This is a genomic window from Bacillus cereus group sp. BfR-BA-01349 (assembly GCF_022663795.1).
Lineage (GTDB): Bacteria > Bacillota > Bacilli > Bacillales > Bacillaceae_G > Bacillus_A > Bacillus_A cereus.
In genome coordinates, this window is record NZ_JAKUGE010000004.1 from 1 (window position 1) to 21,057 (window position 21,057).

Sequence of the window (21,057 nt, forward strand, 5' to 3'; positions counted from 1 at the left end):
AGATGATCAGGTTGATAGGTTCGAGGTGGAAGCATGGTGACATGTGGAGCTGACGAATACTAATAGATCGAGGACTTAACCATATAATATGTAGCAATGTTATCTAGTTTTGAAGGAATATGCCTTCAATAGTTTGGTGATGATGGCAGAGAGGTCACACCCGTTCCCATACCGAACACGGAAGTTAAGCTCTCTAGCGCCGATGGTAGTTGGGACCTTGTCCCTGTGAGAGTAGGACGTCGCCAAGCAAGAACCTAAGTCATTTCGACTTAGGTTTTTTTGTGTTTATTTTTATTTACCGAATGCTATAATCCATAAATTTAATAAAGCTAAAGACGAAAAAGAATGAAATAGCCACTAAAGTAATACTTAAAATAGGACACATTATTTCTATCATAAGTATATATTTTAAATAATGAGATGCTATAAATAAGTATTTAATAATTACAGAAATTACTGCAATAGAGAAAAATAAATAGGATAATAGCATAGTTCTTTCTTTAACAGTTATCCTCCTTAGAAATTAAATCGTTATAATAATACAAGAGTGTATATATTTTGATTTAAAACATACTGAAGTGCCATTTAAAAGATTATACGTAAAATAGATGTCTAGAAATATATATTCTAATTCCCTTTTCTTCTTGCATATAGTTGCAATTCTTCTTTTGAATATAACTAAAACACGAACGTTATTGACTACTAATAAAAAAACATTCGATTATTTATTGACATTGTTTATGAAATATTGTTAATATAACCATAGAAACAATAATATAAGACCTCATATAATCGCGGGGATATGGCCTGCAAGTCTCTACCTAACGACCGTTATTCGTTAGACTATGAGGGAAAGTCACTCGGTATTTTTCTATTCACAAGGGATACGTATGCCTGAGTAGAGCGCTTTCTCTCATAGTAAAAGAGAAACTGTTCTATTTCAGGCTTTTTTTATTTGAATCGGGGGGATTCTAATATGAAATCACTAGTTGGAGTCATAATGGGAAGTACGTCAGACTGGGAAACAATGAAATATGCTTGTGACATTTTAGATGAATTAAATATACCGTATGAGAAAAAAGTTGTATCCGCTCATCGGACTCCGGATTATATGTTTGAATATGCAGAGACGGCTCGTGAACGTGGATTGAAAGTTATTATTGCTGGAGCTGGTGGAGCAGCACATTTACCAGGAATGGTTGCAGCGAAGACAAATCTTCCTGTAATTGGAGTTCCAGTTCAATCAAAAGCATTAAACGGCTTAGATTCATTATTATCCATCGTCCAAATGCCAGGAGGTGTTCCAGTTGCAACTGTTGCAATTGGTAAAGCCGGTTCAACGAATGCTGGATTACTTGCCGCACAAATACTTGGATCATTCCATGATGACATACATGATGCATTAGAATTGAGACGAGAAGCGATTGAAAAAGATGTGCGTGAAGGTAGTGAGCTAGTATGACGAGGATCATTTTACCTGGAAAAACAATCGGCATTATTGGAGGCGGCCAGCTAGGAAGAATGATGGCATTGGCAGCTAAGGAGATGGGATATAAAATTGCTGTTTTAGATCCTACAAAGCATTCGCCATGTGCACAAGTTGCTGATATTGAAATTGTTGCACCATATGATGATTTAAAAGCAATTCAGCATTTAGCAGAGATAAGTGATGTTGTCACATATGAATTTGAGAATATTGATTATAGATGTTTACAATGGCTTGAAAAACATGCGTACTTACCACAAGGTAGTCAGTTGTTAAATACAACGCAAAATCGTTTTACAGAAAAGAATGCGATTGAGAAGGCTGGGTTACCAGTAGCAACGTATAGACTAGTTCAAAATCAAGATCAGCTTACAGAAGCAATTGCTGAGTTATCATTCCCTTCCGTCTTAAAAACGACGACAGGTGGATATGATGGGAAAGGGCAAGTTGTTTTAAGAAGAGAAGCTGATGTTGAGGCAGCAAGAAATCTTGTGGATAAAGCAGAATGTATTTTAGAGAAATGGGTGCCTTTTGAAAAAGAAGTATCAGTTATTGTGATTCGTAGTGTAAGTGGTGAAACAAAAGTGTTTCCAGTAGCAGAAAATATTCATGTAAATAACATTTTACATGAATCTATCGTTCCAGCTCGCATTACAGAAGAGCTTTCTCAAAAAGCAATTGCTTATGCAAAGGTACTTGCGGATGAATTAGAACTTGTGGGAACACTAGCTGTAGAGATGTTTGCTACAGATAATGGTGAGATTTATATTAATGAATTAGCGCCACGACCTCACAATTCAGGACACTATACACAGGATGCATGTGAGACGAGTCAATTTGGTCAACATATTCGAGCAATCTGTAATTTACCTCTAGGAGAAACAAATTTGTTAAAACCAGTTGTCATGGTAAACATTTTAGGCGAACATATAGAAGGGGTCCTAAGACAAGTGAATAGATTAACCGGGTGCTATTTACACTTGTATGGAAAAGAAGAAGCAAAAGCACAGCGAAAAATGGGGCATGTTAATATTTTAAATGATAATATTGAAGTCGCTCTAGAAAAAGCGAAGAGTTTGCATATTTGGGACCATCAAGAACAACTGTTGGAGGGAAAAAGATGATTAGTCGTTATACACGCCCTGAAATGGGTGCGATTTGGACGGAAGAGAACAAATTTAAAGCGTGGTTAGAAGTTGAGATTTTAGCTTGTGAAGCATGGGCTGAGCTTGGCGATATTCCAAAAGAAGATGTTAAAAAAATTCGTGAACATGCATCATTTGATATTGATCGTATTTATGAAATTGAAAAAGAAACACGTCATGACGTAGTTGCATTCACTCGTGCTGTATCAGAAACGCCAGCATTAGGTGAGGAACGTAAATGGGTTCATTACGGTTTAACATCTACAGACGTAGTAGATACAGCGTTATCTTACATTTTAAAACAAGCGAATGAAATTATATTAAAAGACTTAGAAAACTTTGTAAGCATTTTAGCTAACAAAGCGAAAGAGCATAAATACACAATCATGATGGGAAGAACACATGGTGTTCATGCAGAACCAACAACATTTGGTTTAAAACTTGGTCTTTGGTATGAAGAAATGAAACGTAACGTAGAGCGTTTCAAACAAGCTGCTGATACAGTTCGTGTTGGTAAACTATCTGGTGCGGTTGGTACATATGCAAATATCGATCCATTCGTAGAAAAATATGTTTGTGAAAACTTAGGATTAGAAGCAGCACCAATTTCAACACAAACATTGCAACGTGATCGTCACGCACACTACATGTCAACACTTGCACTAATTGCAACATCTATCGAAAAGATGGCAGTTGAGATTCGTGGTTTACAAAAGAGTGAAACACGTGAAGTTGAAGAAGCTTTCGCAAAAGGTCAAAAAGGTTCTTCTGCAATGCCACATAAACGTAATCCAATTGGTTCTGAAAATATGACTGGTTTAGCTCGTGTTATCCGCGGTTATATGATGACAGCTTACGAAAATGTTCCATTATGGCATGAGCGTGACATTTCTCACTCTTCGGCAGAACGCGTAATTTTACCAGATGCTACAATCGCGTTAAATTACATGTTAAATCGCTTTGGTAATATCGTTAAAAACTTAACTGTATACCCAGAGAATATGAAACGCAATATGACAAGAACATACGGCTTAATTTATTCTCAGCGCGTAATGCTTACACTAATTGACAAAGGTATGGTACGTGAAGAAGCTTATGATATCGTACAGCCTAAAGCGATGGAAGCTTGGGAAACACAAGTACAATTTAAAGAGCTTGTAGAAGCTGATGAGCGTATTACAAGCAAGTTAACACAAGAAGAAATTAATGAATGCTTCAACTATGAGCATCATATGCAACACGTTGATACAATCTTTGAACGCCTTGGATTAAACGAAGCGTAAAATTTCATATGGCACAGAATAGAGTCATTCTGTGCCATTCTTTATAAAAACATTATTCACATTTTTCAAACTACAGGGGGCTTGCGAAATGCAAAAGCTAGAATTGCTGTATGAAGGTAAGGCAAAAAGAATTTATCGTACAGAATCAGCAGATATGGTTTGGGTAGAGTACAAAGATAGTGCGACTGCTTTCAATGGGGAGAAAAAAGAGACGATTACAGGAAAAGGTCGTTTGAACAATGAAATTACAACTTTATTGTTCAGAAAGTTACAAGAAGTGGGAATTAAAACGCATTTTGTTGAGAAGTTATCTGAAACACAACAACTTGTTAAAAAAGTGAGTATTATTCCTTTAGAAGTTGTCACAAGAAATGTAATTGCAGGAAGTCTTTCAAAACGATTAGGAATGGAAGAGGGAACTGTACTTGCAGAACCAATCGTAGAATTTTACTTCAAAGATGATGATTTAGGAGATCCGCTTGTAACGGAAGATCATATTCGTGTATTAAACGTTGCATCACCAGAGCAAGTAAGTGTATTACGAGATATGGCTCTACAAATCAATCAAGTGTTGATTGATCATTTCGCAAGCTGTCGTGTAAGATTAGTAGATTTCAAATTAGAGTTTGGTGTAACGGAAGAAGGAGAAATCATTTTAGCGGATGAAATTTCACCAGATACTTGCCGTTTATGGGATGAAACGAGTAATGAAAAGTTTGATAAAGACGTATTCCGTCGTGATCTTGGAAATTTAACAGATGCTTATGAAGAGATTTTAAAACGTTTAGGGGGAATTTCACATGTATAAAGTTAAGGTATATGTAACATTAAGAGAGAGCGTATTAGATCCACAAGGAACAGCAGTAAAAGGAGCACTTCATAGTCTTTCATTCACAGAAGTACAAGATGTTCGAATCGGAAAGTACATGGAACTAACAATTGATAAATCTGTATCTGATTTAGATAGCAAGGTAAAGGAAATGTGTGAAAAACTATTAGCGAACGTTGTAATGGAAGACTTCCGTTATGAAGTTGAGGAGGTTGTCGCACAGTGAAATTTGCCGTAATAGTATTTCCGGGTTCGAACTGTGATGTCGATATGTTCCATGCAATTAAAGATGAGCTTGGCGAAGAAGTAGATTACGTTTGGCACGATACAGAGAATTTAGATGAATATGATGCAATTCTACTACCAGGTGGATTTTCTTATGGTGATTACTTACGCTGCGGTGCTATCTCTCGCTTTGCTAATGCAATGAAAGCAGTGCAAAAAGCTGCTGAGCAAGGAAAGCCGATTTTAGGTGTATGTAATGGATTCCAGATTCTTGTTGAATCAGGATTACTACCAGGAGCGTTAATGAGAAACGAAAACTTAAAATTTATGTGTCGCACTGTTCAGTTGCGAGTTGAAAATAATGAAACGATGTTTACATCACAATATGGAAAAAATGAAGTAATTAATATTCCAATTGCGCATGGTGAGGGGAATTACTATTGTGATGAAGCGACTCTTAAACAATTAGAAGAGAACAATCAAATCGCATTCCGTTACGTAGAAAACCCTAATGGTAGCGTTTCAGATATTGCTGGTATTGTAAATGAAAAAGGAAATGTACTTGGTATGATGCCACACCCAGAGCGTGCTGTAGATGAATTACTTGGCGGTGCTGAAGGGTTAAAAGTCTTTCAATCTATCTTAAAACAGTGGAGGGAAACATATGTCGTTAATGCTTGAACCAAATCCAACACAAATTAAAGAAGAGCGTATATATGCGGAAATGGGGCTAACAGACGAAGAGTTTGCCATGGTTGAAAAGATTTTAGGTCGTCTGCCAAATTATACAGAAACAGGGTTATTCTCTGTAATGTGGTCTGAACATTGTAGTTATAAAAATTCGAAACCAGTTCTTCGTAAGTTTCCAACTACAGGTGAGCGCGTTCTGCAAGGACCTGGAGAAGGTGCTGGAATTGTAGATATCGGTGATAATCAAGCAGTTGTATTTAAAATGGAAAGTCATAACCATCCTTCAGCTATTGAACCATATCAAGGAGCTGCAACAGGTGTTGGTGGTATTATTCGTGACGTATTCTCTATGGGAGCACGTCCGGTAGCGCTATTAAACTCACTTCGTTTCGGTGAATTACAGTCACCACGTGTGAAATATTTATTCGAAGAAGTAGTAGCAGGAATTGCAGGATACGGTAACTGCATCGGTATTCCGACTGTTGGCGGCGAAGTACAATTTGATCCATGTTATGAAGGAAATCCACTTGTAAATGCAATGTGCGTAGGTTTGATTAACCACGAAGACATTAAAAAAGGGCAAGCGCACGGTGCTGGTAACACAGTAATGTACGTAGGAGCGTCAACTGGTCGTGACGGTATTCACGGTGCAACATTCGCGTCGGAAGAACTATCTGAAAGCTCAGAAGCGAAACGTCCAGCGGTTCAAGTAGGGGATCCATTTATGGAAAAACTTCTTATTGAAGCGTGTTTAGAATTAATTCAATCTGATGCACTTGTTGGAATTCAAGATATGGGTGCGGCTGGTTTAACATCATCATCTGCAGAAATGGCAAGTAAAGCAGGAATGGGTATTGAAATGTACTTAGATGATGTACCACAGCGTGAAACAGGAATGACACCATATGAAATGATGCTATCTGAATCACAAGAGCGTATGTTAATTGTCGTGAAAAAAGGTAGAGAACAAGAAATAGTAGATTTATTTGAGAAGTATGGTCTTGCAGCGGTTACGATGGGGAAAGTAACAGAAGATAAAATGCTTCGTTTATTCCATAAAGGTGAAAAGGTAGCTGAAGTTCCAGCAGATGCTTTAGCAGAAGAAGCACCAATTTATCATAAGCCATCAAAAGAAGCAGCATACTTTGCTGAATTCCAAGCAATGAAAATGGAAACGCCAAAAGTAGAAAATTATAAAGACGCGTTATTTGCTTTATTACAGCAACCAACAATTGCAAGTAAAGAGTGGGTATACGATCAATACGATTACCAGGTTCGCACAAGCACAGTTGTTATGCCAGGTTCAGATGCTGCAGTTGTACGTGTACGCGGTACAGAAAAAGGATTAGCAATGACGACAGATTGTAACTCTCGCTACATTTATCTAGACCCAGAGATGGGCGGTAAAATTGCAGTAGCAGAGGCAGCGCGTAATATCGTATGTTCTGGCGGAGAGCCACTTGCAATTACAGATTGCTTAAACTTCGGTAACCCAGAAAAACCAGAAATCTTCTGGCAGATTGAGAAATCAGTAGACGGTATGAGTGAAGCTTGTCGCACATTACAAACACCAGTTATCGGCGGAAACGTATCGATGTATAACGAGCGTAGTGGTGAAGCTGTATATCCAACACCAACTGTTGGGATGGTCGGACTTGTGCATGACTTAAAACATGTAACAACACAAGAGTTTAAGCAAGCTGGTGATTTAGTGTATGTAATTGGTGAGACGAAAGCTGAGTTTGGCGGAAGTGAATTACAGAAAATGATTCACGGCAAAATTTTCGGTCAATCACCAAGTATCGATTTAGATGTAGAATTAAAACGCCAAAAACAAGTATTAGAAGCAATTCAAGCTGGTCTTGTTCAATCTGCACATGATGTTGCTGAAGGTGGTTTAGCAGTTGCGATTTCAGAAAGTGCAATTGGTGCTAAAGGCTTAGGTGCTACTGTGAAATTAGATGGAGAAGCAACAGCAGCATTATTCGCTGAATCACAGTCTCGCTTCGTGATAACTGTAAAACGTGAAAATAAAGAGGCGTTTGAGAAAGTGGTAGAAGCAATCCAAGTTGGAGAAGTAACAAGTACAAATGAAGTAACAATTCATAATGAAGAAAATGAAGTATTACTTACAGCAAATGTAGATGAAATGAGAAAGGCTTGGAAAGGGGCAATCCCATGCTTGCTGAAATAAAGGGGTTAAACGAAGAATGTGGCGTTTTCGGAATTTGGGGGCATGAAAATGCAGCACAAGTTTCATACTACGGATTGCACAGTTTACAGCACCGTGGGCAAGAAGGCGCAGGCATTGTCGTAAATAATGGGGAAAAAATCGTCGGTCACAAGGGGTTAGGTTTAATATCAGAAGTGTTTTCAAGAGGTGAGCTAGAAGGATTAAATGGAAAATCAGCAATCGGACATGTACGATATGCAACAGCTGGTGGAAGTGAAGTTGCTAACGTTCAACCATTGTTGTTCCGTTTTTCCGATCATAGTATGGCGTTAGCTCATAACGGAAATTTAATTAACGCAAAAATGCTTCGTCGTGAATTAGAAGCAGAGGGCAGTATTTTTCAAACTAGTTCAGATACAGAAGTACTTTTACATCTTATTAAACGTAGCACGAAAGATTCTTTAATTGAAAGTGTAAAAGAGGCTTTAAATAAAGTGAAAGGTGCGTTTGCGTATCTTTTACTAACTGGAAATGAAATGATCGTTGCATTAGATCCGAATGGGTTCCGTCCGCTTTCAATTGGAAAGATGGGGGATGCTTACGTTGTAGCATCTGAAACATGTGCTTTTGATGTAGTAGGTGCAACATACATTCGTGATGTAGAACCGGGTGAATTACTTATCATTAATGATGAAGGAATTCACGTAGATCGTTTCACAAACGATGTAGAACATGCAATTTGTAGTATGGAATATATTTACTTTGCACGACCAGATTCTAATATTGCAGGCGTTAATGTTCATGCAGCACGTAAGAATATGGGGAAACGTTTAGCGGCAGAAGCTCCTATTGAAGCAGATGTTGTTACTGGTGTACCAGACTCTAGTATTTCAGCTGCGATTGGCTATGCGGAGGCGACAGGTATTCCATATGAGTTAGGATTAATTAAAAATCGTTACGTTGGACGTACGTTTATTCAACCTTCTCAAGAACTGCGCGAGCAAGGGGTTAAGATGAAGCTTTCCGCAGTAAGAGGTGTAGTTGAAGGGAAACGAGTTGTTATGATTGATGACTCTATCGTAAGAGGAACGACAAGTAAACGAATTGTTCGTATGCTTCGTGAGGCTGGAGCGACAGAAGTTCACGTAAGAATTGCTTCACCACCTCTGAAATATCCATGTTTCTATGGCATTGATATTCAAACGAGAAAAGAATTAATTGCAGCAAATCATACAGTAGAAGAAATCCGTGAAATGATCGGAGCAGATTCTTTAACATTTTTAAGTGAAGATGGATTAGTAGATGCAATTGGACGTCCATATGAAGGGAAATATGGCGGCCTATGCATGGCTTACTTTAATGGGGACTATCCAACAGCTCTTTATGATTATGAGCAAGAGCTTTTAGAAAGCATGAAATAAGAAAAGTGAGAAAAGCTTCTACTTCTTTTGATGTAGAAGCTAGATCCTTTCTTAAAATAGCCCGCCCTGGATGGGGAGAAATTAAAAGACGAGGTGTAAATAACGATGGCGAATGCATATAAGCAAGCAGGAGTAGATATTGAAGCTGGATATGAAGCGGTATCTCGCATGAAAAAACACGTACAAACAACTATGAGAAAAGAAGTACTAGGCGGTTTAGGCGGTTTTGGAGGTATGTTTGATCTATCAAAATTTGCATTAGAAGAACCTGTATTAGTATCTGGAACAGATGGCGTGGGAACGAAATTGATGCTCGCTTTTATGGCAGATAAACATGACACAATTGGTATTGATGCAGTAGCAATGTGTGTAAATGATATTGTTGTCCAAGGCGCAGAGCCGCTTTTCTTCCTTGATTATATTGCTTGTGGTAAAGCTGAACCTAGTAAAATTGAAAACATCGTCAAAGGTATATCAGAGGGCTGTCGCCAAGCTGGTTGTGCATTAATCGGTGGAGAAACAGCTGAAATGCCAGGAATGTATTCTACGGAAGAATATGATTTAGCTGGTTTTACAGTTGGGATTGTTGATAAAAAGAAAATTGTAACAGGTGAAAAGATTGAAGCTGGTCACGTGCTAATTGGCTTAGCATCTAGCGGTATTCATAGCAATGGTTACTCTTTAGTACGAAAAGTGTTACTAGAAGATGGAGAACTATCTTTAGAGCGTATTTATGGCCGCTTAGAACTACCTCTTGGTGAAGAATTATTAAAACCAACGAAAATTTATGTCAAACCTATTTTAGAACTATTGAAGAAACATGAAGTATACGGTATGGCGCATATTACAGGTGGCGGATTTATTGAAAATATTCCACGCATGTTGCCAGAAGGAATCGGTGCTGAGATTGAACTAGGATCTTGGGAAATTCAGCCGATCTTTAGTTTGCTTCAAGAAGTTGGAAAACTGGAAGAGAAAGAAATGTTCAATATTTTTAACATGGGTATTGGTATGGTAGTAGCAGTGAAGGAAGAAGATGCAAAAGATGTTGTTCGTCTTCTTGAAGAGCAAGGAGAAATGGCTCGTATTATTGGACGTACTATACAAGGAGCTGGCGTTACTTTTAATGGGGGCACAGCACTATGAGTAGATTAGCAGTTTTTGCTTCTGGAAGCGGATCTAACTTTCAATCTCTCGTTAATGCGGTAGAAGAAAAAAGATTGGATGCAGAAATTAGTTTATTAGTATGTGATAAACCAGAAGCACGCGCTGTTGGACGGGCAAATTATCATCATATTCCGTGTTTTGCTTTTTCAGCGAAAGCATATGAGTCAAAAGAAGCGTTTGAAAAAGAGATATTAAAGAAGCTAGAAGAATATGAAATTGATTATGTTATTTTAGCTGGATATATGCGTTTAATCGGGCCGACGTTATTAGAAGCATACGGCGGGAAGATTATTAATATTCATCCATCATTACTACCGAGCTTTCCGGGTAAAGATGCTGTCGGTCAAGCGTTAGAAGCAGGTGTGAAAGTAACTGGAGTAACAATTCATTATGTAGATGCAGGTATGGATACAGGGCCAATTATTGCACAAGAAGCAGTGGCTGTTTCTGAAGGGGATACGAGAGAAAGCTTACAAAAGAAAATTCAACAAGTTGAACATAAATTATACGTAAATACAGTGAATCAAATTGTTCAGTCTGTGAAAGAATCAACTGTTAACTAACATACAACCAGGGGTGAAGGATAAATGAAAAAGCGTGCATTAGTAAGTGTTTCAGATAAAACAGGAGTAGTAGAATTTGTTAAAGGATTACTAGAACAAGGGATTGAAGTTATTTCAACAGGTGGTACGAAAAAGTTACTAGAAGAAAACGGCTTACAAGTAATCGGCATTTCTGAAGTAACTGGTTTCCCTGAAATTATGGATGGCCGTGTGAAAACATTACATCCAAATATTCATGGTGGTCTATTAGCAGTTCGTGATAATGAAACACATGTAACACAAATGAATGAGTTAGGTATAGAGCCAATTGACTTTGTTGTTGTTAACTTATACCCATTTAAAGAAACAATCGCTAAGCCTGATGTAACATTTGCTGATGCAATTGAAAATATTGATATCGGTGGCCCAACAATGATTCGCTCTGCTGCGAAAAATCATAAATTCGTATCGGTAATTGTAGATCCAGTAGATTATGATATTGTGTTAGCAGAACTGAAAGAGAACGGTGAAGTAGCAGAGGAAACAAAACGTAAACTAGCAGCGAAAGTATTCCGTCATACAGCAGCGTATGATGCGCTAATTTCTAACTACTTAACAGAGCAAATGGGTGAAGAAAGTCCAGAAACATTAACCGTGACATTTGAGAAAAAGCAAGACTTACGTTATGGCGAGAACCCACATCAAAAAGCAACTTTCTATAAAGCGCCATTCGCAGCAACTTCTTCTGTTGCATACGCAGAACAATTACACGGTAAGGAATTATCGTATAACAATATTAATGATGCAGACGCAGCGCTTAGCATCGTAAAAGAATTTACAGAACCAGCAGTAGTAGCAGTAAAACATATGAATCCATGTGGTGTTGGAGTAGGAACTAATATTCACGAAGCATATACTCGTGCTTATGAAGCAGATCCAGTATCAATCTTCGGCGGTATTATCGCAGCAAATCGTGAAATTGATAAAGCTACAGCAGAAAAGTTACATGAAATTTTCTTAGAAATTGTTATCGCACCTTCGTTCTCACAAGAAGCTTTAGAAGTGTTGCAAAGTAAGAAGAACTTACGTTTATTAACTATAAATATTGAAAAAGCGACAAGTGCAAGCAAAAAGCTAACTTCTATACAAGGTGGACTTCTCGTTCAAGAGGAAGATACGTTATCATTAGATGAAAGTACAATTTCAATTCCAACGAAACGTGAACCTTCAGAGCAAGAATGGAAAGATTTAAAACTCGCTTGGAAAGTTGTAAAACATGTGAAATCAAACGCAATTGTTTTAGCGAAAGATGATATGACAATTGGTGTCGGTGCGGGACAGATGAACCGTGTAGGTTCTGCAAAAATCGCAATTACACAAGCTGGTGAAAAAGCACAAGGTAGCGCACTTGCATCTGATGCTTTCTTCCCAATGCCAGATACATTAGAAGAAGCAGCAAAAGCAGGAATTACAGCAATCATTCAACCGGGCGGATCAATCCGTGATGAAGATTCTATTAAAGTGGCAGATACTTATGGGATTGCTATGGTGTTCACTGGCGTACGTCATTTCAAACACTAATAGAGGATGTTTAAAAAGTCCGGTTAAGATAACCTTCGCATGTCGTCGTTGCATCGCCAGTGCGGTACTCATGTAGGAAAGCTACACTCCGTGTCCTCCTGGCAAATGCGCCTAGACCTGATCGGTTCTCTTAATCCTCCTTTTTAAACCTTTATTGATATGGATGTTTAAAAAGTCCGGTCGAGATAACCTTTTATTGATATGAAAAAGCAAACTAGGAGCATAGCTTCTAGTTTGTACTTATTTAATTATTGGGGGATGAAATATGAATGTTTTAGTAATTGGCCGCGGTGGGCGTGAGCATGCTTTAGCTTGGAAGTTTGCACAATCTGAAAAAGTAGAAAAGGTATATGTAGCACCAGGTAATGAAGGTATGAGAGATGTTGCAACACCAGTTGATATTGATGAAAATGATTTTGATGCATTAGTTTTATTTGCAAAAGAGAATAATGTTGAGTTAACTTTCGTTGGACCAGAAATTCCGCTTATGAATGGAATTGTTGATCGTTTTAAAGAAGAGGGACTTCGCGTATTTGGTCCGAATAAAGCGGCTGCTGTTATTGAAGGTAGTAAAGCTTTTACAAAAGAGCTTATGAAAAAGTATGATATTCCAACTGCGGCGTACGAAACTTTTACAGATTATGAAGAAGCAGTACAGTACATTCAAAAAATTGGTGCACCAATCGTTATTAAAGCTGACGGCTTAGCTGCGGGTAAAGGTGTAACGGTAGCGATGACGCTTGAAGAGGCATTACAAGCTGTGAAAGAAATGCTGCAAGATGTGAAATTCGGCGCGGCAAGTAAGAAGGTTGTTATTGAAGAGTTTTTAGATGGACAAGAATTTTCATTAATGGCATTCGTGAATGGAACAACTGTACATCCAATGATAATCGCCCAAGATCATAAAAGAGCTTTTGATGGTGATAAAGGTCCAAATACGGGCGGAATGGGTGCATATTCTCCAGTACCACAAATTCCAGAATCAGCAGTTCAAGAAGCGATTCAAACCGTATTGCATCCAACTGCTAAGGCGATGATTGAAGAAAACCGTTCGTTTACAGGTATTTTATACGCAGGTCTTATTTTAACAAATGATGGTCCGAAGGTAATTGAATTTAATGCACGCTTCGGTGATCCTGAAACAGAAGTTGTATTACCTCGATTAGAAAACGATTTAGTTGATGTATGTAACGCTGTATTAGATGAAAGTGAACTAATGTTACAATGGTCAGAAGAAGCGGTAATCGGTGTTGTACTTGCTTCTAAAGGATATCCAGAAGCATATAAAAAAGGTGATATTATTAGCGGACTAGATGCACTGCAAAATGTGATTGTTTTCCATGCAGGTACAGCAATGAAACATGGGGACTTTGTAACGAACGGTGGCCGTGTATTATTTGTTGCTTGTAAGGCAAATAGTTTACAAGAAGCAAAAGATAAAGTATATAAAGAAATCGGTAAAATTGAGAGTGATGGTCTATTTTATCGAAGTGACATAGGATATCGTGCAATTGGGCATGAGATGACGAAAAGTTAATATGTAAAAATCCCGCTGAGGAATCAGCGGGATTTTTTATGCATCTTTATCTTTTTTTAATTTCCCTTTTTGCTTTGCCATTTCTCGAAGTAAATACTCGATGTGTGCATTGACGCTACGAAATTCATCATTTGCCCATTTTTCGATGACTGCGTGTAATTCAGGATCAATACGTAATGGAAAGCTTTTCTTTTTAGCCATAATTACTTATAGCCCTTAGTATAGGCTTCCTGTATTAATAACTGGCTGCGCACCTTTATCTGAAACGATGGCAACTAATAAGTTGTTTACCATATTTGCTTTACGCTCGTCATCGAGTTCTAGTACGCCTTCTTCATCTAACATATGGATGGAATCTTTCGCCATCTTCACAGCACCTTCAACAATTTCTTTTCTAGCAGCTAATACTGCTTTTGCTTGCTGGCGTTGTAGCATTGCATGGGCAATTTCTGTTGCGTAAGCTAAGTGCGTTAAACGAGTTTCTAATACTTCTACACCAGCAATTTCAAGACGCGCCTCTAACTCACGTTTTAATTCCTCAGAGATTTCTTCAGTATTTCCGCGTAACGTAACGCAGGTTTCATCTTGGAAATTGTCATAAGGATATTTTGTTGCAACATGGCGGATTGCCGTTTCGCTTTGAATTTCTACAAATCGATCATAATGTTCAACACCAAACATTGCTTTTGCAGAATCAACAACTTTATATACGATAACAGCTGCAATTTCAATTGGATTTCCATCAACGTCATTTACTTTTAATTTTTTACTGTTAAAGTTTTCAACACGTAAAGATACAGTTTGACGGAATGCGAACGGAATCGTTAAAAATAAACCGTTTTGACGAATTGTTCCTAAATAATTACCGAAGAACGTAATAACCTTCGCTTGATTCGGTTGAACAATACCGATACCTGTAGCGAGAACTGCGGCTAATATAATAGTTAGTGCCGCTCCTATGAAAATTTCTTGTGCAAGGAAAAATACACCGATAGCAGCTAAAATCAAAATTCCAATAATACCGAGAAAACCATTTACATAAAATACTTGTTTTTCTTTCATATGATCGCCTCCTGATATAAAAATGATATCACTTTTATATCATTTTAAGCAAGAGGTATGCATCTAATTTTCTGAATTTTATTGGTTGATATCTTTTATATACATTTTAAGGTTCAAAAAGAGAATATACGTTCTGCTTTATGGTAAAATAAAGAAGACTTAACCGCCCACTGCAGCAGCTAAGTCCCTTTGAGAGCATCTTGCATCGTGACAAATGATTCAAAGCGGTTTTGCCAGGATTATATCTTCAATCGCTGACTCAATCTCTTTGTCAGAAGCGTCATAACTTCCTTTTGACTCTGGCTTGTCATGAGTGGAAGTTTGATTCACTTCTTCTTTAGCATGTCCTTTTTCAGCAAAATTCATGCTAGGCATTTTAAATGCCCCCATATTCATGTATTTTCCGAATTTCCACATTTCAACAACAGGGCAGAAACGAACAATTCCTTCTGCAACTTTCATTGCACCAATCCATAGAAAAATGTTAGACCAAGTGCACCACGGCTTGCGTACAAGTTTAGTTGCACTACATCCGAAGAGGACGAGCCCAAGTGTAATTCGAATTAGAGCGTTTATTGTCCCGATATTTTGCTTCATTAGAAAAACACTCCTTTTTATGAAAGTTGAAATAGATAATACTATTTCTTTTATTAGTATCCCGTTTGATTTTTGGGATATGTAATCCAACATTTGACGTGGAAAAAGATGTTGGAATGTGCGTGTGTGTAAGTAACTTTTTTTGTTATAATGAAAGAATGCATAAAAGGAACTTCAAAATTAAATCCTCTAGTTTAAAAAATATGGAAGAGGTAATTCCAAACTTAATTCTCCGTTTTAAACAAATATTTAAGATGAAGTTAAAACAATAATGATGAAAATAAACTGTTATTTTGAACAGGAATATATATAACTAGAGAAAAGGAAGGGTGTTTTCATGTACGATATTTCCGGATGGAAACATGTATTTAAGCTTGATCCAAATAAGGAGTTAAGCGATGAACATTTAGAAATGATTTGTGAGTCTGGAACTGATGCGGTTATTGTAGGCGGAAGTGATGGAGTTACAATTGATAACGTATTACACATGCTAGTTAGCATTCGTAGATATGCAGTTCCTTGTGTATTAGAGGTTTCTGATGTAGAAGCAATTACACCAGGATTTGATTTTTATTACATCCCAAGTGTTTTAAATAGCCGAAAAGTAGAATGGGTAACAGGTGTTCATCATGAGGCATTGAAAGAATTTGGGGATATTATGGACTGGGACGAAATTTTTATGGAAGGGTATTGTGTTTTAAATCCAGAAGCGAAAGTAGCCCAGCTTACAGAAGCGAAATGTGATATAACAGAAGATGACGTTATTGCATATGCTCGTTTAGCAGACAAGCTATTACGTTTACCGATATTTTATTTAGAATATAGCGGTACGTATGGAGATGTTGAACTTGTTAAAAATGTAAAAGCAGAATTGAAACAAGCTAAGTTATATTATGGCGGTGGTATTTCTAATGCAGAACAGGCGAAAGAAATGGCACAATATGCTGATACAGTAGTTGTTGGAAATATTATTTATGATGATATAAAATCGGCGTTAAAAACAGTTAAAGCAGTAAAAGGAGAGTAGGTGCAGGCGTATATGAGTATGACAGATAAGTTATTAAACGGTTTAAATCCACAGCAACAAAAAGCAGTACAAACAACGAATGGACCACTTCTATTAATGGCAGGTGCAGGTAGTGGTAAGACACGTGTGTTAACACATCGTATTGCGTATTTACTTGGTGAAAAAGGTGTAGCACCATGGAATGTACTAGCTATTACCTTCACCAATAAAGCAGCTCGTGAAATGCGTGAGCGTATTGATACACTTGTGGGACCAGAAGCAGAAGATATTTGGATTTCGACGTTTCACTCTATGTGTGTACGTATTTTACGACGCGATATCGATCGTATTGGTATTAATCGTAACTTTACAATCTTAGATTCAGGTGATCAGCTAACTGTAGTCAAAAAAATTATGAAAGAGCGCAATGTTGATCCGAAGAAATTTGAGCCGCGCTCTATTTTAGCGGGCATTAGTAATGCGAAAAATGAACTGTTATCTGCGGATAAATATGCAAAAAAAATTACAATGGCTGATCCATATGAAAAATTAACGAGCGATGTATACACAGAGTATCAAAAACGTCTTTTGAAAAATAATTCATTAGACTTTGATGATTTAATTATGACGACGATTCAGCTATTTGAACGTGTTCCAGAAGTATTAGAGTTTTATCAGCGTAAGTTCCAATATATTCATGTTGATGAGTATCAAGATACAAATAAAGCGCAATATCTTCTTGTTAAACATTTGGCAGCGCGTTTTAAAAATCTTTGCGTTGTGGGTGACTCTGACCAGTCTATTTATCGCTGGCGTGGTGCAGATATTTCTAACATTTTGTCATTCGAAAAAGACTATGAGAATGCACAAGTAATTCTGTTAGAACAAAACTATCGTTCGTCACAAAATATTTTAAATGCAGCGAATGCTGTTATTGAAAAAAATACGAATCGTAAGCCGAAGAAATTATGGACAGACAATCAAGTTGGAAGTAACATCTCGTATTATCGTGCTGCAACTGAAAAGGACGAAGCGTATTTTGTTGCAAAAAAAATTCGTGACGATATTCAAATGGGGAAACGAAAATATACTGATTTTGCAGTGCTATATCGTACGAATGCTCAGTCTCGTATGGTCGAGGAGATTTTCCTTAAATCTAACATTCCGTATAAAATTGTCGGGGGTACGAAGTTCTACGATCGTAAAGAGATTAAAGATATTTTGGCGTACTTACGTTTAATCGGTAATCCAGATGATGAAATTAGTTTTGCACGTATTATAAATGTGCCAAAGCGTGGCATTGGTGCGACTTCTATCGATAAAATTATTAATTACGGTGTGCAAAATGGAATTTCATTAACTGCTGTATTTGATAAGATTGAGCATGTTGGAGTAAGTGCAAAAATTACAAAGGCAGTAAAAGAATTCGCGAATTTATTAAATAACTGGGTAAATATGCAAGAGTATTTATCTGTTACAGAATTAGTAGAAGAAGTTATTGAAAAAACAGGCTATCGCGATATGTTGAAAAATGAACGTTCTTTAGAAGCGGAAGGTCGTTTAGAAAACTTAGACGAGTTCTTATCTGTTACGCAAACATTTGAATCTCAAAGCGAAGATAAGAGCCTTGTTGCATTCTTAACAGATTTAGCACTTGTTGCTGATATTGATCGTGTAGATGAAGACCCAACTGCTGGTGAAGAAGTTATTTTAATGACGATGCACTCGGCGAAAGGATTAGAGTTCCCGGTTGTCTTTATTGTTGGCTTAGAGGAAGGGATATTCCCTCATACTCGTTCTCTTATGGAAGAGGATGAAATGCAAGAAGAACGTCGTCTTGCTTATGTAGGTATTACTCGTGCAGAAGAAGAGCTATATTTATCTAACGCGCAAATGCGTACATTATTTGGTAGAACAAGTATGAACGCTGCGTCTCGATTTATTACAGAAATACCGACAGAACTAGTGGAATCATTAAATGAAACAGCGCCGAAGCGTGAAACATCGTTTGGTACAAAAGGCAGAACGGCAAGTAGCGGCAAAACGACAATCACAACAGCAACACGCTCTCGTTCAGCTTTCGCGCGCCCTGCAGCTAAGACGACAGGTGGCGAACAAATTGGCTGGGCTGTAGGAGATAAAGCTTCCCACCAAAAATGGGGAGTCGGTACAGTTGTAAGTGTAAAAGGTGAAGGTGATGCAAAAGAATTAGATATTGCGTTCCCAAGCCCAATTGGTGTTAAACGTTTGTTAGCAAAATTTGCACCTGTGACGAAACAATAGGAAAGGAATGAGGATATGTCAAAAGAGATAGTAAAAAAACGTATAGAAGAATTACGTGACTTGTTAAATACATTTAACTATCAATATCACGTATTAGACAATCCTTCTGTTTCTGACGCGGAATATGACCGTAATATGCAGGAGCTTATAAAATTAGAAGCAGAGAACCCAGAGTTTATGAGTGAAGATTCTCCCTCCGTTCGCGTTGGGGGGACTGTTCTTGATATATTTGAAAAAGTAACACATAAGTCACCAATGTTAAGTTTAGGAAATGCATTTAACGAAGGAGATTTACGTGATTTCGACAGAAGAGTACGTCAAGGAATTGATGGTGCGAATGTAAGATATATATGTGAATTAAAAATTGACGGGCTTGCCGTTTCGCTTCATTATGAAAAAGGACGCTTCATTCAAGGGGCGACACGTGGTGATGGTGTAACGGGTGAAGATATTACTCAAAATTTAAAAACGATTAAAGCTATCCCACTGCGTTTAAATGAAGAAGTAACGTTAGAAGCACGAGGCGAAGCATATATGCCGAAGCGTTCATTCGTTAAACTAAATGAAGAAAAAGAGCAAAATGGAGAAGATGTATTTGCGAATCCGCGTAATGCAGCAGCAGGTTCAATACGTCAACTTGATCCGAAAATTGCAGCGAAGCGTAACTTATCTATGTTTGTGTATGGTCTTGCGAATGTAGAAGAAAAAACAATTTCATCACATGGTGAATCGCTGGATTTCTTAGGTGAACTTGGATTTAAGACAAATCCAAATCGCCGTACATGTGAAACAATTGAAGAAGTTATAGCTTATGTAGAAGAATGGCAAGAAAAACGTCCGCATCTTGATTATGAGATTGATGGAATCGTTATAAAAGTAGATGATGTTGCCCTTCAAGAAAGCCTAGGAACTACAGCGAAGAGTCCAAGATGGGCGATTGCTTATAAATTCCCGGCTGAAGAAGTTGTAACGAGATTAACAGGCATTGAATTAAGTGTTGGCCGAACAGGGGTTGTAACACCGACTGCAGAACTAGAGCCAGTGAGAGTTGCTGGTACGATTGTTCGTCGTGCTTCTTTACATAACGAAGATTTAATTCGTGAAAAAGACATTCGAATTGGTGACTACGTTGTTGTGAAGAAGGCTGGAGATATTATTCCTGAAGTTGTGAACGTTATTTTTGATAAGCGTACTGGTGAGGAAGAAGAATACCGCATGCCAACTCATTGTCCAGCATGTGAGAGTGAACTTGTTCGTTTAGAAGAAGAAGTAGCACTTCGTTGTATAAATCCAACTTGTCCTGCTCAAATTCGAGAAGGGTTAATCCATTTCGTTTCAAGAAATGCAATGAATATTGATGGACTTGGAGAACGTGTCATTACACAACTCTTTGATGCTGATTACATTCGTACATTTGCTGATTTATATGCATTGACGAAAGAGCAATTATTACAGTTAGAACGTTTTGGTGAAAAATCAGCAACAAACTTAATACAAGCAATTGAAAATTCTAAAGAAAACTCGTTAGAGCGATTATTATTTGGTCTTGGAATTCGCCACGTTGGAGCGAAAGCAGCACGTACATTTGCAGAGCACTTTGAAACGATGGATGAGCTTGTAAAAGCAACGGAAGAAGAACTAAAAGCAATTAATGAAATTGGCGAAAAAATGGCTCAATCTGTTGTGACATATTTTGATAATGAAGATGTATTAGAGTTATTACAGCAGTTTAAAGAGTATGGCGTGAATATGACATACAAAGGTATAAAAATTGCAGATTTACAAAATGTTGAATCTTACTTCGCAGGAAAAACGGTTGTTTTAACAGGTAAGCTAGAAGTTATGGGACGAAGTGAAGCGAAGAAGAAGATTGAGGCATTAGGTGGAAAAGTAACAGGAAGTGTTAGTAAGAGTACGGATTTAGTTGTTGCAGGTGAAGCAGCTGGTTCGAAATTAGCACAAGCGGAGAAACATAATGTTGAGGTTTGGAATGAAGAGAGGTTCTTACAAGAGCTAAATAAGTAAGAGGT

General features: G+C 37.6%; 18 protein-coding genes, 2 rRNA genes, 1 pseudogene and 1 riboswitch. Of the genes and pseudogenes, 17 read left to right on the forward strand and 4 right to left on the reverse strand.

Features of this window, described 5'->3' with window-relative positions:
- Together MR169_RS03720 and rrf are read left to right on the forward strand one after the other, a co-directional pair.
- Window positions 1–83: ribosomal RNA gene (locus tag MR169_RS03720) — 23S ribosomal RNA — on the forward strand; the annotation flags it as partial.
- Between the two features lie 49 nt (window positions 84–132).
- Window positions 133–248 (forward strand): 5S ribosomal RNA (rrf, locus tag MR169_RS03725).
- A gap of 43 nt (window positions 249–291) precedes the next feature.
- Here the strand turns inward: rrf and MR169_RS03730 are convergent.
- Window positions 292–490 (reverse strand): annotated as a pseudogene (locus tag MR169_RS03730) (hypothetical protein).
- 274 nt (window positions 491–764) lie between these two features.
- Window positions 765–866: riboswitch (purine riboswitch) on the forward strand.
- 110 nt (window positions 867–976) lie between these two features.
- Here MR169_RS03730 and purE point away from each other — a divergent pair.
- The 12 genes from purE (at window position 977) to purD (ending at window position 14,079) form a co-directional block, all read left to right on the forward strand.
- Window positions 977–1,462, forward strand: coding sequence for a 5-(carboxyamino)imidazole ribonucleotide mutase (gene purE / locus MR169_RS03735; RefSeq protein ID WP_000839367.1), 486 nt, complete (start codon window positions 977–979; stop codon window positions 1,460–1,462).
- Entirely contained in the window at window positions 1,459–2,610 is a 1,152-nt protein-coding gene (gene purK / locus MR169_RS03740; protein ID WP_000196769.1) for a 5-(carboxyamino)imidazole ribonucleotide synthase, read from the forward strand. Before purE ends, purK begins: the two co-directional genes overlap by 4 nt.
- Window positions 2,607–3,914 (forward strand): adenylosuccinate lyase, encoded by a 1,308-nt coding sequence (gene purB, locus MR169_RS03745; protein WP_000625682.1) that lies wholly within the window; start codon window positions 2,607–2,609, stop codon window positions 3,912–3,914. The genes purK and purB overlap by 4 nt, the downstream gene beginning before the upstream one ends.
- A gap of 88 nt (window positions 3,915–4,002) precedes the next feature.
- Window positions 4,003–4,722: a phosphoribosylaminoimidazolesuccinocarboxamide synthase gene (gene purC, locus MR169_RS03750; protein WP_242318913.1), complete on the forward strand. Its 720-nt coding sequence runs from the start codon at window positions 4,003–4,005 to the stop codon at window positions 4,720–4,722.
- The gene (gene purS / locus MR169_RS03755; RefSeq protein WP_000278823.1) at window positions 4,715–4,969 is read left to right on the forward strand and encodes a phosphoribosylformylglycinamidine synthase subunit PurS; all 255 of its coding nucleotides are present in this window, start codon (window positions 4,715–4,717) and stop codon (window positions 4,967–4,969) included. Before purC ends, purS begins: the two co-directional genes overlap by 8 nt.
- Window positions 4,966–5,649 (forward strand): phosphoribosylformylglycinamidine synthase subunit PurQ, encoded by a 684-nt coding sequence (gene purQ / locus MR169_RS03760; protein ID WP_000666790.1) that lies wholly within the window; start codon window positions 4,966–4,968, stop codon window positions 5,647–5,649. The genes purS and purQ overlap by 4 nt, the downstream gene beginning before the upstream one ends.
- Window positions 5,633–7,852 (forward strand): phosphoribosylformylglycinamidine synthase II, encoded by a 2,220-nt coding sequence (purL, locus tag MR169_RS03765; protein WP_242318914.1) that lies wholly within the window; start codon window positions 5,633–5,635, stop codon window positions 7,850–7,852. Before purQ ends, purL begins: the two co-directional genes overlap by 17 nt.
- A complete protein-coding gene (gene purF, locus MR169_RS03770) occupies window positions 7,837–9,252 on the forward strand; it encodes an amidophosphoribosyltransferase (RefSeq protein ID WP_000879025.1) in 1,416 nt (471 codons plus the stop codon). The genes purL and purF overlap by 16 nt, the downstream gene beginning before the upstream one ends.
- 105 nt (window positions 9,253–9,357) lie before the next feature.
- Window positions 9,358–10,398 carry a phosphoribosylformylglycinamidine cyclo-ligase gene (gene purM / locus MR169_RS03775; protein ID WP_001262439.1) on the forward strand — a complete coding sequence of 347 codons (1,041 nt, stop codon included), beginning with the start codon at window positions 9,358–9,360 and terminating at the stop codon, window positions 10,396–10,398.
- On the forward strand, window positions 10,395–10,982 hold the full coding sequence (gene purN / locus MR169_RS03780; protein WP_044795604.1) for a phosphoribosylglycinamide formyltransferase: 588 nt from the start codon (window positions 10,395–10,397) through the stop codon (window positions 10,980–10,982). The genes purM and purN overlap by 4 nt, the downstream gene beginning before the upstream one ends.
- Window positions 10,983–11,006: 24 nt before the next feature.
- Window positions 11,007–12,542: a bifunctional phosphoribosylaminoimidazolecarboxamide formyltransferase/IMP cyclohydrolase gene (gene purH / locus MR169_RS03785; protein WP_078385236.1), complete on the forward strand. Its 1,536-nt coding sequence runs from the start codon at window positions 11,007–11,009 to the stop codon at window positions 12,540–12,542.
- A 265-nt stretch (window positions 12,543–12,807) separates the two neighbouring features.
- Window positions 12,808–14,079, forward strand: coding sequence for a phosphoribosylamine--glycine ligase (purD, locus tag MR169_RS03790; protein ID WP_044795605.1), 1,272 nt, complete (start codon window positions 12,808–12,810; stop codon window positions 14,077–14,079).
- 36 nt (window positions 14,080–14,115) lie between these two features.
- Here the strand turns inward: purD and MR169_RS03795 are convergent, their stop codons facing one another.
- The 3 genes from MR169_RS03795 to MR169_RS03805 form a co-directional block, all read right to left on the reverse strand.
- The gene (locus tag MR169_RS03795) at window positions 14,116–14,280 is read right to left on the reverse strand and encodes a type II toxin-antitoxin system antitoxin (protein WP_001085171.1); all 165 of its coding nucleotides are present in this window, start codon (window positions 14,278–14,280) and stop codon (window positions 14,116–14,118) included.
- Between the two features lie 15 nt (window positions 14,281–14,295).
- Window positions 14,296–15,141 carry an SPFH domain-containing protein gene (locus MR169_RS03800; RefSeq protein ID WP_000660669.1) on the reverse strand — a complete coding sequence of 282 codons (846 nt, stop codon included), beginning with the start codon at window positions 15,139–15,141 and terminating at the stop codon, window positions 14,296–14,298.
- A gap of 219 nt (window positions 15,142–15,360) precedes the next feature.
- Window positions 15,361–15,738 carry a YgaP family membrane protein gene (locus MR169_RS03805; RefSeq protein WP_000812345.1) on the reverse strand — a complete coding sequence of 126 codons (378 nt, stop codon included), beginning with the start codon at window positions 15,736–15,738 and terminating at the stop codon, window positions 15,361–15,363.
- Window positions 15,739–16,075: 337 nt separating this feature from the next.
- Between MR169_RS03805 and pcrB the strand changes: the two genes are divergently transcribed.
- Genes pcrB through ligA form a run of 3 tightly spaced genes read left to right on the forward strand, consistent with a single transcriptional unit; the run spans window position 16,076 to window position 21,052 of the window.
- Entirely contained in the window at window positions 16,076–16,765 is a 690-nt protein-coding gene (pcrB, locus tag MR169_RS03810) for a heptaprenylglyceryl phosphate synthase (RefSeq protein WP_242318915.1), read from the forward strand.
- Between the two features lie 12 nt (window positions 16,766–16,777).
- Window positions 16,778–19,027, forward strand: a complete 2,250-nt coding sequence (gene pcrA, locus MR169_RS03815) for a DNA helicase PcrA (protein ID WP_242318916.1) — start codon at window positions 16,778–16,780, stop codon at window positions 19,025–19,027.
- A 15-nt stretch (window positions 19,028–19,042) separates the two neighbouring features.
- The gene (gene ligA / locus MR169_RS03820; RefSeq protein ID WP_000031612.1) at window positions 19,043–21,052 is read left to right on the forward strand and encodes an NAD-dependent DNA ligase LigA; all 2,010 of its coding nucleotides are present in this window, start codon (window positions 19,043–19,045) and stop codon (window positions 21,050–21,052) included.
- Window positions 21,053–21,057 lie beyond the last annotated feature (5 nt).

Excerpts from the sequence above, each read along its gene's own strand:
- purM (WP_001262439.1), top strand. The coding sequence starts at position 9,358 with ATGGCGAATGCATATAAGCAAGCAGGAGTAGATATTGAAGCTGGATAT.
- purK (WP_000196769.1), top strand. The coding sequence starts at position 1,459 with ATGACGAGGATCATTTTACCTGGAAAAACAATCGGCATTATTGGAGGC.
- pcrB (WP_242318915.1), top strand. The coding sequence starts at position 16,076 with ATGTACGATATTTCCGGATGGAAACATGTATTTAAGCTTGATCCAAAT.
- purS (WP_000278823.1), top strand. The coding sequence starts at position 4,715 with ATGTATAAAGTTAAGGTATATGTAACATTAAGAGAGAGCGTATTAGAT.
- MR169_RS03795 (WP_001085171.1), bottom strand. The coding sequence starts at position 14,280 with ATGGCTAAAAAGAAAAGCTTTCCATTACGTATTGATCCTGAATTACAC.
- pcrA (WP_242318916.1), top strand. The coding sequence starts at position 16,778 with ATGAGTATGACAGATAAGTTATTAAACGGTTTAAATCCACAGCAACAA.
- MR169_RS03805 (WP_000812345.1), bottom strand. The coding sequence starts at position 15,738 with ATGAAGCAAAATATCGGGACAATAAACGCTCTAATTCGAATTACACTT.
- purE (WP_000839367.1), top strand. The coding sequence starts at position 977 with ATGAAATCACTAGTTGGAGTCATAATGGGAAGTACGTCAGACTGGGAA.
- purL (WP_242318914.1), top strand. The coding sequence starts at position 5,633 with ATGTCGTTAATGCTTGAACCAAATCCAACACAAATTAAAGAAGAGCGT.
- purN (WP_044795604.1), top strand. The coding sequence starts at position 10,395 with ATGAGTAGATTAGCAGTTTTTGCTTCTGGAAGCGGATCTAACTTTCAA.
- purC (WP_242318913.1), top strand. The coding sequence starts at position 4,003 with ATGCAAAAGCTAGAATTGCTGTATGAAGGTAAGGCAAAAAGAATTTAT.
- purF (WP_000879025.1), top strand. The coding sequence starts at position 7,837 with ATGCTTGCTGAAATAAAGGGGTTAAACGAAGAATGTGGCGTTTTCGGA.
- MR169_RS03800 (WP_000660669.1), bottom strand. The coding sequence starts at position 15,141 with ATGAAAGAAAAACAAGTATTTTATGTAAATGGTTTTCTCGGTATTATT.
- purH (WP_078385236.1), top strand. The coding sequence starts at position 11,007 with ATGAAAAAGCGTGCATTAGTAAGTGTTTCAGATAAAACAGGAGTAGTA.
- purD (WP_044795605.1), top strand. The coding sequence starts at position 12,808 with ATGAATGTTTTAGTAATTGGCCGCGGTGGGCGTGAGCATGCTTTAGCT.
- ligA (WP_000031612.1), top strand. The coding sequence starts at position 19,043 with ATGTCAAAAGAGATAGTAAAAAAACGTATAGAAGAATTACGTGACTTG.
- purB (WP_000625682.1), top strand. The coding sequence starts at position 2,607 with ATGATTAGTCGTTATACACGCCCTGAAATGGGTGCGATTTGGACGGAA.